This window comes from Rhodococcus sp. D-46 (assembly GCF_011290655.1).
Classification (GTDB): Bacteria; Actinomycetota; Actinomycetes; order Mycobacteriales; family Mycobacteriaceae; genus Rhodococcus_F; species Rhodococcus_F qingshengii.
Genome location: NZ_JAANTF010000002.1, coordinates 283,516 through 297,778 on the forward strand (window position 1 = coordinate 283,516; position 14,263 = coordinate 297,778).

Genomic DNA, 14,263 nt, shown 5'->3' on the forward strand with positions numbered 1-14,263 from the left:
GAGGGCTTTCCGTTCTCCAGTTGTACGCCTACAGCTTCGCGCTGATGAGCGGCACGATATGTTCAGCCGCCCACATCGTTCCGATCGGGCCACCGCTCGTGATTGCCCACAGAACGTCGCCACCGTCGGCGGTGCGAGGAGGCAGAGCGACCCAACGACCGGAGGACACCGCTCCCAGCGCTTGGAAGAGCTTCCCGCCGGTCAGCTTGTCGAAATCCTCCTCGCTGCCGGCGGCACTGCGGCCGATCAGCAGGAAGTCCGCATCGATGTTCTCGAGAAGTTCCTCGCCGACAGTGCTTTGGGTGACGAACTCCTGTGCACGCGGGTTCTCGGCAAAACCGAGCTCGCCCAAGAAAGTTGCCGGAGCCGAATCGGGCGCTGAAAGGTACTGCAGCCCATTGCCGGTTCCGTAGAAGATCGCCCAGGTTGCGGTCAGGCCAGTGAGTTCAGGGTTCTCCTGACGCACCTTCGCAAAATACCGATCATGGTCCGCCACGATCATTTCGGCTGCCTTCGAGAGGTCGAGTGTCTCGCCGAGTACGCGGATCGATTCCTTCCACGGCACGAGCATCCGCGACTTCGTGTCGGGGCTCGTCACCACCGGTGCGATGGAGGACAAACGTTCGTAGTAATCGCCCATCGACAAACCACCCAGGCCGTCGGCCCAGCCGACGGCGACGATGAGGTCAGGTTCGCTCGCGGCGATCGCTTCGACGGGAAGTGTGCCGCCCATCGCGAACTCGAAGGTGTCGAGATCCTCTGCGCCGTAAGGCAGCAAGTACGACTGGGAAGCCGACTCCTTGACCATCGACGAGGAGAGAACGGGTTTGACGCCGAGCGCGAGGAGCATTTCCGTGTCGACGGCATTGGGGACGATTGCGGCAACCCGCTCCGGGCGCTTCTCGAGAATACTTGTACCATATGGCGATTCCAGGGTCAGCGGGTAAGTAGTCGTTCCTTCCGCAGCGGGAAGGGCGTTCCCCTCCGAACCGGGAGTGGACGCCGTTTTCGAGTTTTCGGCCGAGGCCGAGCACCCGGTTACGAGGAGCGCTGCGGCGAGCACGGCCCCGATCAGTCCGGTGATCCGTGATCGTCTGGTGCGCAGGACTGTCATTTCTGCCTTTCGGTGTTATCGAACACTTTCGGTGTTGCTGCGGTGAAGGTGTTGAGTGAGCGATGGAGCCAGGTCAGGAATCTGCACGCACGGCCCCGCCGCGTTTCCAGTAGCCGGTGAAATCGATGTCGGTCTTCGCAATTCCTCGATCACGAATCAAATGACGCCGAAGCGAGCGAATCGTCGCCTGTTCGCCTGCAAGCCAAGCGAATACGCGTCCGTCAGGCCATTCGACTGCACTGACCGCGTCGAGCAACAAAGAATTAGTGCCGGGCTCCGCCCCCTCGCGTGGCAACCACGTGACACTCACCCCGGGCAACTCGCGCACCGATTGAATGTGAGCCGAGTCCGCAATTTCGACGAACACATGCCCCCTGGCATCGGCAGGCAATTCCTCGAGCAGACGTGCGATCGCAGGTAGCGCCGTCTCGTCACCGACGACGAGCAGATACTCGCAATCTTCCGGGAGTCCCTGCGATACAGAGGGACCCGCGATGTGCATTCGGTCGCCCGGGCCGGCGTCGCGCGCCCAGGTGGTAGCAACTCCACCGCCGTGAACGACGAAATCGACGTCGAGTTCACTTGTTCGCGGATCGTAACGGCGCACGGTGTACGCGCGGGCAAGTGGACGGCGTCCCGCTGCGAAAGTCACAGTGCCGTCGACTATCACCGGCAAGACCGGATCGGTTTCGCCAGGATAGGCGAACAACAATCGGAGGTCGTCGTCGAAGCCGGTGCTGACGAAGGCGGGCTCGGCAAAGCCGTCGGCGTTTGTGAAGGTGTCGAGCTGCGCTCCGGTGAGCGTCACTCTCCGCATGCCCGGCGTCACGTCTGTCACCCGACGTACCTCGAGTTCACGCAAGGTGACTGAGTACGCCGTTGTCGGACGGGTGTTTCGGGGCACGGAAAGACTCCTCGGAAGCGCACAGACGGGGGGGTTCGACCCACGCTCGATCACGGCGGAAGGGCCATTGAATAAAGCTAGCCTCCCCTAATCGGCTACGGTTATCCGTGCGTGCCGACTTCTTACACTCATCGGTGGCTGCGTGAGAAAGCATCTGAATCGGGAGGGCATACGTGGGACCACGGTTGGTGTTCTCCGCGGGCGAAGTCCCCGAGATCCCCGCGTCCCGACTCTCCTTGATCGCGAATGCACGTGAGCCACTGCTCTTCTGGGTACACACCGGACACGCGGAACTACAGATTGGCGACCGCACCCGCAGCGTGACCGCTGGGGCGGCAACCTGGGTGCCCGCGGGAATCGCCTACAGCATCCGAGTCGACCCGGGAGCGGTCGCGTTTCCCATTCCGATGCCCGCTGCCGACCTGCCGCCCACGTTGAACCGGATCATCGATTTCGAGATCCCGGCAGCCTGGCAGGACTGGCTCGTCCACCAGTTCGCGCACAACTTGGGATTTCTGCGCGGTGGGGCGACTGTGGGGGCCGGACTACTCGAGCTTGTCGCGGGGGCCCATTCCAACGACGCCGACGCTTCGGTGTCGTACGCCCCACCGAATTTGCCACGCTCGGCCGAGACCCTCGAGATCGCTCGCACGCTTCTACGGACGCCAGCCGACGACACGGAGCTTTCCCAGTTCGCCCGGCAACTCAAGATCGGCGTCCGCACCCTGCAGCGCCGATTCACGGAGGAGACGGGGTTGCCTTTCGCGCGTTGGCGCACCTCGGCCCGGATCGCGGCAGCAATCGCATACCTGAACTCCGGCCGCGAAATCGGATGGACGGGTGGGCAGGTCGGATTCGCGACGCCCGCGGGATTCACCCGTGCCTTCCGTGAACACACCGGTGTGACACCCAGTGACTACACACGTGCAAACCAAGGCTCAGCGCCGATCCATGAGAACGAGACCTTGGCACAGAGCGTCGCACTCTTGTCCGAGGAAGGCGCCCACTCAGGCTCGGCGCCGATACCGCCGACGATTCCCGCAAGCGGAACGTGGGCCAGGGTCAACAACTTTCACGTCATCGTCTGGATCTACCGAGGCTCCGCCCGGGTCACTTTCGGCGACCGAACCTGGAATCTGAGGCGGGGCGACGCGATGTGGCTTCCCGCGGGAGTACGCAACAGCGTCGAGATCGCGGAGGGTTCGCTTCTACTTCCGCTCGGATCCCAGCCTGGCGACTCTCCCGTCACTGCACCGCCGCCACGAGTGCTGCACTTCGCGCGCGAAGCGGAGGCGTATCTGTTAAACACGGTCGTTGCGAATTACACCCTTCTGCGCCCCGAAATCCATGACCCAGCGAGGATCTCGAGGCTGATCCGAAACAGCGCGGCGACGCGGACACCCGGCGGCCGAACCGATCCTGTCGAAACGATCCTTACCGCACTCCGCGCGGACCCCACCGATTCGCGCACGCTGCCGGAGTGGAGCGCTCGACTCGGCGTCGACGAGGGCCTGCTCCACAAACGCTTCGTAGCGGCCACCGGCCAGAGCTTCCCGCGCTGGCGCGGTCAGTTGCGGATGACCCTCGCCCGCGCTTATCTCGAGGAGGGCTTCTCGGCCGGAGAGACCGCCCGTCGACTCGGCTACGCGCACGCGTCCGGATTCACCAAGGTCTTCATCGGTGCCCACGGCATGTCGCCCCGGGACTACCAGCGCCGTGGATGGCGGGGAACGGTCGAAGGACTCATCGACTCGTGACCTTCCGACGGATGAGTCCTTCGATCCGTCGTGTCGCCCGCCGAAACGGTCTCGAACTGGCACTACTTCCTTGACTAAATTTTCAGTCAAGGTTTACGCTCCATGCAAGCAGGACGCGGACCGGGCGCGCACGCACACAGCACAAGGAGTCACCGAAATGCAAAGACGTCGGTTCATTCAGGCAGGCGCCGCTGCGCTCAGTGGCCTCTTTTTGGCAGGTTGCGGCGATTCCGACTCAGCCTCGCGCGGGAGCGATGGCAGCAACGATCTTCGCGAGTGGGTGATGCCTGAAGAGGGGGATCCGCACAAGCGCACCTGGATGGCGTTCGGTGCCAGCGAAGCGATCTGGGGAGCAGCCCTCCTGCCCGAGGTCCAGCGCAACCTCGCGACGATCGCGCAGACCATCGCGCAGTTCGAGCCCGTCTCGATGCTTGTTCGTTCCGAGCAACTGGACTTGGCTCGCTCCCTCGTCGGCCCATCGGTCGAACTGATCGCCGCGCCTCTCGACGATCTCTGGATGCGCGACACCGGCCCTGTATTCGTGAAAGGCAACGGGACCAAAGCGGGTATCGATTTCAACTTCAACGGCTGGGGCGAGAAGCAGGATTTTGATCAGGACGGCCAGGTCGCAGCCTTCGTTGCCGCCCGTGCGGGAGTCGAATCATTGCCTACCGACCTGATCCTCGAAGGCGGCGGCATCGAGGTCGACGGCGAAGGCACAGCCATCATCACCGAAAGCTGTGTACTCAACAACAACCGCAACCCGGGATGGTCGAAGTCGGACGTCGAGGCCGAACTCGGCCCCCTGCTCGGTCTCGACAAGATCATCTGGCTACCGGGAATCGCCGGCAAGGACATCACGGACGGCCACACGGACTTCTACGCCCGTTTCGCACGCCCAGGTGTCGTGGTCGCAGGCCTCGACACAGACCCGGAGTCGTTCGACCACGACGTGACCGCACGTCACCTCGAGATTCTCCAGAACGCGACCGACGCACAGGGACGGAAGCTGGAAGTGGTGGTCCTCGAGGCGCCGGTCGCGATCAGGCCCGACTTCGAATCGGACGATTTCGCAGCCGGATATATCAACTTCTACGTATGCAATGGGGCGGTCATCGCACCCGAGTTCGGTGACCCCGAGGCCGACCAGGCCGCCAGAAGTGAATTGGAGCGCCTCTTCCCCGACCGCCGTGTCGTGCAGATCAACATCGACGCCATCGCCGCGGGTGGTGGCGGCATTCACTGCACCACCCAGCAGGAACCCGCGGACTAGAAACCTGTCCCGACCACCCTCGTAGAATTCGGACTCGTGTCGAACCGCCAAACGCAAATCTTGGAAGCAGCAGTCCGCGTCATTGCCCAACACGGCGTACGCGGGCTGAGGGTGGAGACGCTCGCTGCCGAGGCCGGAGTGTCGACGGCACTCATCTACTACCACTTCCAGAACCGTGCAGGTGTGCTGCGCCGGGCCCTCGATCACATCAACGATCGCGCCGCGCTGTACACCGAAAGTGCCTTCACGGAGACAGACCCTCGTGCGCAGCTCGAGCAGATGCTCCTGCTGGAGTTTCAGAATGCCCCGAAGATTCGAGAGAACAGCATCGCCTGGGGTGAACTCCGAGCAAGCGCAGTCTTCGCCGACGAACTGCGCGAACCGCTACGCACCACGACGCAAGAGTGGGCAGACGACGTCGAATCTTTGATCCGCCAAGCGCAGGACGCCGGACTCGCTGACCCGAAGGCAAGCCCGGCCGACGCCGCCGAGCGACTCACCGCCCTGGTCGAGGGTTTGAGTGAGCGCTGGCTGAGCGGCTCGATCCCCATCGAACGAGCCAGAGAACTGCTGACCGGCGCGATCAGTGTGGAGATCGATCCGAGCTAGCCTCTACCGCTCGCCGACGCCCTTCGATTCCGGAGACAGAGCCGGGAACCAGATGTCGGTCAGAACTTCGGCGGCCTGAATCCGCGTCACATCGATTGTCCCCTGCACGGCCCAGCGTGTGAAGAATCGCTCCAACTGACTCACGAGCAGTTCGACGCGCAACCGTGCCTCGTCGTGCTGTTCCTCCGGCCAACGGCCCAGGTACTTGGGCATGGCATTCGGTAGTTGGGTCATACCGTCTCGCGCTGTCTCGCGGAACTCCGGTTCGAGTGCCACGGCCTCGTCCCAGGCCGGCAGCAGGCGTTTGTTCTCGTCGAACCAGTCGAAGGCACGCTCCAGCCAAGCCGTGAATTCCACGCGAGAGTTCGTGTCGAGAACCCGATCGAGATCGATGTAGAAAGCGAACGCACTCGCCGCCATCCCGGCCGCGCCGATCGTCTTGAGCATCTCCACCTTGCTGGCGAAATGCACGTAGAACGTGGCTCGACTGCATCCGACGACCGAGGCGATGTCGTCGACCGTGACAGCCGCGTATCCCCGTTCCTCGAACAGAGTGCGTGCGGCGTCCACGAGTTTGGCCCGCGTCGCGCGTTTCTGCTCGTCGCGAAGTGTTCCCCGCCTGTTCTTCGGGCCGTCCGTAGTCGTGCTCACGTCGCCCACCTTGCTCGCATTTCAACCTCCTGGCAAATCACCGACTCGCCGTCACCAAAAAACATTGCGTCATTCATTGACACAACGTCAGCGAATGGCGCACTATGACTCAAGTCACTTCTCGGGCTTCGATTCTTCTTCTCGCACGCCCGAGACAGAACAGAAAGCGATGGCGAATGAGCCCCTCCCCCTTGCCGAGCGTGTGCATCATCGGCGCCGGGCCTACCGGAATCACGACGGCCAAGCGAATGAAGGAATTCGGAATACCCTTCGACTGCTACGAAGCGTCCGACGAGGTCGGCGGAAACTGGTACTACAAGAATCCCAACGGGATGTCGGCCTGCTACCAGAGCCTGCATATCGACACGTCGAAGTGGCGCTTGGCATTCGAGGACTTCCCGGTCTCCGCTGACCTTCCCGACTTCCCGCACCACTCCGAACTCTTCCAGTACTTCAAGGACTACGTCGAGCACTTCGGACTGCGTGAGTCGATCATCTTCAACACCAGTGTTGTTGCAGCAGAACGTGATACAGACGGGCTGTGGACCATCACGCGCTCGGACGGCGAAGTTCGCACCTACGACGTCCTGATGGTCTGCAACGGACATCATTGGGATCCCAACATCCCGGACTACCCAGGTGAGTTCGACGGGGTCCTCATGCACAGCCACAGCTACAACGACCCGTTCGACCCGGTCGACATGCGCGGCAAAAAGGTAGTCGTGGTCGGAATGGGCAACTCCGGCTTGGATATTGCCTCCGAACTGGGCCAGAGATACCTCGCCGACAAGCTCATCGTGTCGGCTCGCCGTGGAGTCTGGGTACTGCCGAAATATCTCGGCGGTGTACCCGGCGACAAACTGATCACCCCGCCCTGGATGCCGCGTGGTCTACGACTGTTCCTGAGTCGTCGATTCCTCGGCAAGAATCTGGGAACGATGGAAGGCTACGGTCTGCCGAAGCCGGACCACCGCCCCTTCGAGGCCCACCCGTCGGCCAGCGGCGAGTTCCTCGGACGCGCCGGGTCAGGCGACATAACCTTCAAGCCTGCCATCACCAAACTCGACGGAAAGCAGGTTCACTTCGCGGACGGCACCGCCGAGGACGTCGACGTGGTCATCTGCGCCACCGGCTACAACATCAGCTTCCCTTTCTTCAGCGATCCGAATCTGCTGCCGGACAAAGACAACCGATTCCCACTGTTCAAACGAATGATGAAGCCCGGCATCGACAACCTCTTCTTCATGGGACTGGCGCAGCCCATGCCGACACTCGTCAACTTCGCCGAGCAGCAGAGCAAGCTCGTCGCGGCCTACCTCACCGGTAAATACCAACTGCCGTCTGCGAACGAGATGCAGGAGATCACCAAGGCCGACGAGGCGTACTTCCTCGCCCCCTATTACAAGTCGCCGCGGCACACCATCCAGCTCGAGTTCGATCCCTACGTCCGCAACATGAACAAGGAAATCGCCAAGGGCACCAAGCGTGCTGCGGCCTCCGGAAACAAGCTACCTGTTGCCGCGCGTGCAGCAGCACACGAACTCGAGAAGGCGGATCGCGCATGAGTCTGGTGAACGGTCACTGCGACAACGAGTTCGACGCCGTCCGAGCGGCTTTCGAGGCTCAACTCGAATCCGGTGAAGAACTCGGCGGCTCCGTTGCCATCACCGTCGACGGAGAATCCGTGGTCGATCTCTGGGGCGGGTACGCCGACGAATCCCGTACCACTCCATGGGGCAGCGACACCATCGTCAACACGTTCTCCATCACCAAGACCATGACGGCCCTGTGTGCGCTCCTGCTGGTCGAACGCGGCCAATTGGACGTGTACCAGAAAGTTGCTCACTACTGGCCCGAATTTGCGGCAAACGGTAAGGAAGACATCGAAGTTCGCCACCTCCTGTCGCATACGTCTGGCGTCTCCGGTTGGGAGCGCCCGATCGAACTGACGGACATCTACGACCTCGAGGCGTCCACCGCTCGCCTCGCTACCCAGAAGCCTTGGTGGACCCCGGGTACGGCGTCGGGCTATCACGCGATCAACTACGGCCATCTCGTCGGTGAGGTCATTCGTCGCATCGACGGGCGAACTCTCGGCAGGTTCTTTGCCGAAGAGCTTTCCGGTCCACTGGGAGCCGACTTCCATATCGGCACGTCCGCAGAGCATTTCGGTCGAATCGCCACCATGGTTCCCCCGCCCGCGTTGGAGTTCGACCTGTCCACGCTCGACCAGGACAGCATCTTCATCAAGACCCTGACCTGCCCACTGCTCAACTACCCCGAGGTCAACACCGCACCCTGGCGGGAAGCCGAGATCGGCGCAGTCAACGGCCACGGCAACGCACGTTCTATCGCTCGGGTCCAATCCCTGATCTCGAACGGTGGTGTGCTCGACGGCCGGAAGCTGCTCTCGCAGAGCACCATCGACCTGATCTTCGAGATCCAAGCCGACGGTATCGATCTCGGGATCATGACACCACTCAAGTTCGGCATCGGCTACGGACTGCCACATCCGGTAACCGCGCCACTGATTCCCGACGGACGCACCTGCTGGTGGGCAGGTATCGGCGGCTCGATGCTGGTCAACGATCTGGACCGACGGATGACCTTCGCCTACGTCATGAACAAGATGGCACCGGGTCTGATCGGATCCGACCGCAGCAACGCGTACCTGAGCGCCGCATACAACTCCGAGGTCAGCGAGGTCAGCTCATGAAGGCAGCCCAGCTCATGGGGCCCGGGCTCCTGGAAATCAACGACGTGCCGGTCCCGGAGATCGGCCCGTCGGAACTACTGATTCGAGTTGGCGCAGCGGGAATCTGCCACTCCGATCTCCATCTCCTGCACTTTCCGTACAAGATGCGCGAAGAACCGCTGACTATCGGCCACGAAATTGCCGGAACGATCGAAGCCGTCGGGAGTGGCGTCGACGGCCGTTCCGTCGGAGAGCGTGGCGTCGTCTACCTCTGTTGGTCATGTGGACAGTGCCGAGAATGCATGAGCGGCAACGAGAATATGTGCCTCGCCGCTGGACGCACCGCGATGCCGCCCTGCCCCGGGCTTGGTCCCGAAGGCGGGATGGCCGAGTACGTCAAGATCCCGGCTCGCTCATTCGTACCCATCGGAGACCTCGACTTCCTGCAGGCCGCACCTCTCGCCGATGCGGCACTGACGAGCTACCACGCCATTCGCGGTGCCCGCGAACATCTCCAGCCCGGTGCCACCGCCGTCGTGATCGGCGTCGGCGGACTCGGTCACGTTGCAGTACAGATACTTCGCGCAATCAGTGCCGTGCGCATCATCGCCGTCGATGTCGGACAGGATCAACTCGATCTCGCCAAACGTTGCGGCGCCGACATCACGCTCGAATCGGGACCGGACACCGCGCAGCACATCCTCGACCTCACATCGGCCAGAGGCGCAGAAGTCATCTTCGACTTCGTCGGCATCGACGCAACTGCACAGATGTCCGTTCAAGCGGTTGCGCCGAACGGCGCGTATCGCATGGTAGGTCTCGGAGGCGGAAACCCCGGAATCACTGCCGAAGCTGCCGGCGGACCAGGCTGGCCGTGGGGCGCATCGATCCGGAAGTCGTACGGCGGCACCAGAAACGACCTCGCCGATTCCATCGCCCTGGCACAGGCCGGTCTGGTAACCGTAGAAGTAGCCCGCTTCGACCTCGCTGATGCCCGCGACGCACTCGACCGTCTCGAACACGGCAAGGTCACCGGACGCGCAGTGCTCGTACCCTAATCTTCGAAAGGCACTTCACGTGACTACTTCCGCTGATACACAAGCATTCATCGCGTCCGTCATGGCCGGGCTGACCGGCCCCGGTGGTCCTTTCGAGATGCAAGTCGAGGATGTACTGGGCAGTTCGATGCCCGTCATGAAGAACCGTGACAAGGCACTCGGCGACGTGCTCGCTGCATCCTTCGACTACGGATCACGCGACTATCTGGTGACCAAGGACCGACGCTTCAGCTACCTCGAGCACGGCGAGGCCGTAGCAGCATTGGCGACGGCGCTCCGCGAGCGGTACGGCGTCCGCAAGGGTGATCGGGTCGGCATACTTGCTGCCAATACGCCGGAATGGGTGATGACCTTCTGGGCGGCTCAGTCCCTCGGTGCCATCGCCGTCGGATTCAACTCGTGGTGGGTGGCCCGCGAGGTGGCGTACGGCATCGATCACACCACCCCCACAGTGGTGATCGCCGACGCCAAACGCGCGCAGATTCTTTCCGAACTGAACACCGATGTTCCCGTACTCACGATGGAAGAAGATCTACCTACCTTGATGGAGAAGTATTCGGGATCGACACTGCCCCGTACTTCCGTCAACGAGGACGATCCGGCCGTCATCCTGTACACGAGCGGAACCAGTGGCCGCCCCAAGGGGGCTGTTCACAGTCACCGAAACGTGTTGGCCGTCATCGACTACCACCGCTACAGCGATCGCCTCGCTGCGGCGTTCACCGGAAAAACCAGCGACGGCCGACCGAGTGACTTGCGGTATCTGCTGACCGCGCCGCTGTTTCACATTGCAAGCCTGCATAACCTGGCGATCCCACGACTCGCGACGGGCGGAGCGGTGGTCATCCATCAGGGCGCCTTCGACGTCGACGAAGTCCTTTCCCTCGTCGAACGCGAGAAGGTCACAAACTGGGCGGTGGTCCCCACCATGGCAACCCGTCTCCTCGAGTACGGCAGTCTCGAGAAGTACGACCTGACCTCACTGAGCGCCTTTGCGCTCGCGTCTGCGCCGTCATCTCCGGCCTTGCAGGACCGACTGCGCGCACGACTGCCTTTTGCGCAGCACACCTTGGTCGACAGCTACGGGCTCACCGAATCCTCCACCGGCATTTCAGTTGCCACACCACCGGAACTTGCCGCGTTCCCCGGAACTCTCGGCCGGCCGATCATCGGGGTGAGCGTGGAGGTGCGCGACCCCTTCGGTGTTGCAGTCCCCGACGGCGAGGAAGGTGAGATCTGCGCGCGCAGCGCCTATGTGATGTTGGGGTACTGGAACGACGAGACCGCGACTGCAGCCGCTATCGGTCCTGATCGATGGCTCCGAACCGGCGACTTCGGAGTATTCGAGGACGGCCGACTCCGCCTGACGGGTCGCCGATCCGACCTGATCCTGCGCGGCGGCGAGAACGTCTACCCTCTCGAAATCGAGCAGACCATCGACGAGCATCCCGCCGTACTCGAATGCGCTGTGATCGGCATTGATTCGGCAGACCTCGGCCAAGAAGTTGCAGCCGTCGTCGTTTTGCGGAGTGAGGGAGCCGCCGGCGAAGAAGAACTACGCGACTACGTCGCCGAACGACTGGCTTACTTCAAGGTGCCGGTGAAGTGGAAACTGAGCACAACTCCTCTGCCCCGCAATGCAACCGGAAAAACGATACGTGCAAAGGTGGTTCTCTCATGACCTACGACGCCGTGATCAACAACGGTCTGTGGTTCGACGGCACCGGGGCCAAACCAGCTGTCCGCAATCTGGGTATCCGCGATGGGTTGGTTACTGCCATCTCCCTCGATCCACTCGACGAAACCAACTGTCCCCGTGTCATCGACGCCAGGCGCAAGTGGGTGATCCCGGGCATCGTGGACATCCACACTCACTACGACGTCGAGATCCTCGAAGGCCCGGCGCTGAGCGAATCTCTCAGACACGGGGTCACGTCGATCTTTGTCGGATCGTGTTCCCTGTCCACCATTCACGCCAGCCCCTCCGACGCGGGTGATCTCTTCGGCAGAGTAGAGGCAATTCCGCGTAAGCACGTCGTCGACGCACTCAACCGTGCCAAGACCTGGAACTCTGCGAGCGAGTATGTTGCTGCACTAGAGGCGCTTCCGCTAGGTCCCAACGTTGCAGCCTTCATCGGACACTCCGATATGCGGGCCGCCGAGATGGGACTGGATCGTGCTACCAGGAAGGATGTCCATCCCACAGACGCCGAACTCGCGTCGATGGAAGCACAGTTGACCGAAGCTCTCGACGCAGGATTCGTCGGGATGTCCAGTCAGCAATTGTTGTTCGACAAACTCGACGGCGAGACCTGCCGCTCACGCACGCTGCCGTCGACGTATGCAACCACGAAAGAACGACGCCGACTCAATGCGATCCTGCGCCGTCGGGAACGGGTATTTCAGGCCGGACCTGACCTCTCCAACCCGATGAGTACCGGAGCGATGGCGTTCTCCAGCGCGGGTATCTGGCGTAAGCGACTCAAGACGAGCATGCTTTCGGCGGCCGACATCAAGTCCAACAAGTTGGCCGTGGTGATACTCGGCCCACTGGCACACTTGGTCAATCGACTCGGCGGCGACCTGCGCTGGCAGCACCTGCCAGTTCCCTTCGAGGTATATGCCGACGGCATCGACCTGGTTGTCTTCGAGGAGTTCGGATCCGGCGCTGCAGCACTGCATCTGACCGACGAGATGGAACGCAACGTCCTCATGCAGAGCGAGGATTACCGTCGACAATTCCGCAAGGACTACGACCAGAAGTTCGGTGTCAAAGTTTGGCATCGCGATTTCTTCGACGCCGAGATCGTGTCCTGCCCCGACGAATCCCTGGTCGGCAAGAGCTTCGGGCAGGTCGGCGTCGAACGTGGCGGCCTCCACCCTGTCGATGCATTCCTGGATCTGGTCCTCGAACACGGCACGAAAGTGCGTTGGCGCACAACCATCTCGAACCACCGGCCGGAGGTTTTGGACAAGTTCGCCCAGGACAATGGCGTCCAACTCGGGTTCTCCGACGCCGGAGCGCATTTGCGCAACATGGCGTTCTACAACTTCGGCTTACGACTACTACGACGTGTCTACGATGCCCAAAAGGTCGGCCGTCCGTTCATGACCGTCGAGGCAGCGGTGCATCGTCTCACCGGTGAACTCGCCGAGTGGTACGACGTCGATGCCGGGCACCTTCGATTAGGTGATCGCGCCGACCTGGTTGTGATCGATCCCGCTCATCTCGACGATTCGCTCGACACTTATGCGGAAAGCCCGGTTGTGGAGTACGACAACCTCTCCCGCATGGTCAATCGCAACGACCAGACCGTCACCGCAGTGTTCGTCGGCGGCGAGTACGTCTTCGGCGACGGAGAAGCAGCACCCGTTCTCGGCAACCGCCGAACCGGAAAGTTCTTGAAAGCAGGTGCCCATTAACACGTCCAGATTTGCCGGGAAAACAGCAGTCGTCACTGGAGCAGCATCAGGTATCGGTGCAGCCATCGCACTAAGGCTTATCGACGAAGGCGCACAGGTAGCTGGAATCGACATCGCTGCAGAGGGTTTGAAAGAGATAGCCTCCCAGCAGGGCGGGGCTTTCCTCGCCGTTCCCACTGACGTCACCAAGGAATCCGATGTTGCCGAGGCCCTTGCCGCGGCGGCGGCGGAATTCGGCGGTATCGATCTGGCTTTCAACGTTGCCGGTGCGTCGAGGGTGGGGCAGATCGTCGACCTCGAGGAGGCCGACTGGGATTTCACGATCGACCTGGTTCAGAAGGGCGTCTTCCTCTGCACCAAACATGAAGCGCGGCATATCCGAGAGCGCGGTCGCGGTGGTGCGATAGTCAACGTGTCCTCATTGAACGCGCACGTGCCGAGCCCCTACGGGAGTGCATACGCGACAGGCAAAGCCGGAGTCGAGATGTTCAGCAAGAATGCCGCGATCGAACTGGCTGCGTCGGGAATCCGGGTCAACGCAGTTCTGCCCGGCCTGGTCGACACGCCACTGGTCGCGCCGGTCATGAACTACGAACCCGCCCGCGACATGTTTCTCAGCCGAATCCCCATGTCCCGAGCGGCAACTCCCGACGAGATCGCGGGCCCCTGCCTCTATCTCGCCAGTGACGACGCCTCGTACATCACCGGAACCAGTCTGGTCGTCGACGGCGGCTGGGAGGTCTCGAACTACCCGGATCTGACGACGCTGGGCAACTAGT

Annotated in this window: 12 protein-coding genes; 9 read left to right on the forward strand and 3 right to left on the reverse strand. The window is 62.0% G+C overall.

Annotated features, from left to right (window positions below; genetic code table 11):
• Positions 1-28: 28 nt before the first annotated feature.
• Both G9U53_RS05980 and G9U53_RS05985 read right to left on the reverse strand, forming a co-directional pair.
• On the reverse strand, positions 29-1,114 hold the full coding sequence (locus G9U53_RS05980) for an ABC transporter substrate-binding protein (protein ID WP_165638450.1): 1,086 nt from the start codon (positions 1,112-1,114) through the stop codon (positions 29-31).
• Between the two features lie 73 nt (positions 1,115-1,187).
• Entirely contained in the window at positions 1,188-2,018 is an 831-nt protein-coding gene (locus G9U53_RS05985) for a siderophore-interacting protein (RefSeq protein ID WP_165638451.1), read from the reverse strand.
• A 173-nt stretch (positions 2,019-2,191) separates the two neighbouring features.
• Here G9U53_RS05985 and G9U53_RS05990 point away from each other — a divergent pair, with 173 nt between their 5' ends.
• The 3 genes from G9U53_RS05990 (at position 2,192) to G9U53_RS06000 (ending at position 5,657) form a co-directional block, all read left to right on the forward strand.
• Positions 2,192-3,775, forward strand: coding sequence for a helix-turn-helix domain-containing protein (locus G9U53_RS05990; protein ID WP_165638452.1), 1,584 nt, complete (start codon positions 2,192-2,194; stop codon positions 3,773-3,775).
• Between the two features lie 157 nt (positions 3,776-3,932).
• The gene (locus tag G9U53_RS05995) at positions 3,933-5,048 is read left to right on the forward strand and encodes an agmatine deiminase family protein (protein ID WP_007730295.1); all 1,116 of its coding nucleotides are present in this window, start codon (positions 3,933-3,935) and stop codon (positions 5,046-5,048) included.
• 36 nt (positions 5,049-5,084) lie between these two features.
• Positions 5,085-5,657, forward strand: a complete 573-nt coding sequence (locus G9U53_RS06000; RefSeq protein WP_007730294.1) for a TetR/AcrR family transcriptional regulator — start codon at positions 5,085-5,087, stop codon at positions 5,655-5,657.
• Between the two features lie 3 nt (positions 5,658-5,660).
• Here G9U53_RS06000 and G9U53_RS06005 read toward each other — a convergent pair whose 3' ends face one another.
• A complete protein-coding gene (locus G9U53_RS06005) occupies positions 5,661-6,317 on the reverse strand; it encodes a TetR/AcrR family transcriptional regulator (protein WP_058038401.1) in 657 nt (218 codons plus the stop codon).
• 167 nt (positions 6,318-6,484) lie between these two features.
• Here G9U53_RS06005 and G9U53_RS06010 point away from each other — a divergent pair, with 167 nt between their 5' ends.
• Genes G9U53_RS06010 through G9U53_RS06035 form a run of 6 tightly spaced genes read left to right on the forward strand, consistent with a single transcriptional unit; the run spans position 6,485 to position 14,262 of the window.
• The gene (locus G9U53_RS06010) at positions 6,485-7,873 is read left to right on the forward strand and encodes an NAD(P)-binding domain-containing protein (protein WP_007730290.1); all 1,389 of its coding nucleotides are present in this window, start codon (positions 6,485-6,487) and stop codon (positions 7,871-7,873) included.
• Positions 7,870-9,024 carry a serine hydrolase domain-containing protein gene (locus tag G9U53_RS06015; RefSeq protein WP_165638453.1) on the forward strand — a complete coding sequence of 385 codons (1,155 nt, stop codon included), beginning with the start codon at positions 7,870-7,872 and terminating at the stop codon, positions 9,022-9,024. Before G9U53_RS06010 ends, G9U53_RS06015 begins: the two co-directional genes overlap by 4 nt.
• Positions 9,021-10,061 carry an NAD(P)-dependent alcohol dehydrogenase gene (locus G9U53_RS06020; protein ID WP_165638454.1) on the forward strand — a complete coding sequence of 347 codons (1,041 nt, stop codon included), beginning with the start codon at positions 9,021-9,023 and terminating at the stop codon, positions 10,059-10,061. Before G9U53_RS06015 ends, G9U53_RS06020 begins: the two co-directional genes overlap by 4 nt.
• 19 nt (positions 10,062-10,080) lie before the next feature.
• On the forward strand, positions 10,081-11,742 hold the full coding sequence (locus G9U53_RS06025; RefSeq protein ID WP_165638455.1) for a class I adenylate-forming enzyme family protein: 1,662 nt from the start codon (positions 10,081-10,083) through the stop codon (positions 11,740-11,742).
• Positions 11,739-13,484: a hypothetical protein gene (locus G9U53_RS06030; RefSeq protein WP_165638456.1), complete on the forward strand. Its 1,746-nt coding sequence runs from the start codon at positions 11,739-11,741 to the stop codon at positions 13,482-13,484. Before G9U53_RS06025 ends, G9U53_RS06030 begins: the two co-directional genes overlap by 4 nt.
• Complete coding sequence (locus tag G9U53_RS06035) at positions 13,474-14,262, forward strand: SDR family NAD(P)-dependent oxidoreductase (protein WP_054781717.1); 789 nt, start codon at positions 13,474-13,476, stop codon at positions 14,260-14,262. The genes G9U53_RS06030 and G9U53_RS06035 overlap by 11 nt, the downstream gene beginning before the upstream one ends.
• The last annotated feature ends 1 nt before the right edge of the window (position 14,263 follow it).

Excerpts from the sequence above, each read along its gene's own strand:
- G9U53_RS05980 (WP_165638450.1), bottom strand. The coding sequence starts at position 1,114 with ATGACAGTCCTGCGCACCAGACGATCACGGATCACCGGACTGATCGGG.
- G9U53_RS05995 (WP_007730295.1), top strand. The coding sequence starts at position 3,933 with ATGCAAAGACGTCGGTTCATTCAGGCAGGCGCCGCTGCGCTCAGTGGC.
- G9U53_RS06010 (WP_007730290.1), top strand. The coding sequence starts at position 6,485 with ATGAGCCCCTCCCCCTTGCCGAGCGTGTGCATCATCGGCGCCGGGCCT.
- G9U53_RS06015 (WP_165638453.1), top strand. The coding sequence starts at position 7,870 with ATGAGTCTGGTGAACGGTCACTGCGACAACGAGTTCGACGCCGTCCGA.
- G9U53_RS06020 (WP_165638454.1), top strand. The coding sequence starts at position 9,021 with ATGAAGGCAGCCCAGCTCATGGGGCCCGGGCTCCTGGAAATCAACGAC.
- G9U53_RS06030 (WP_165638456.1), top strand. The coding sequence starts at position 11,739 with ATGACCTACGACGCCGTGATCAACAACGGTCTGTGGTTCGACGGCACC.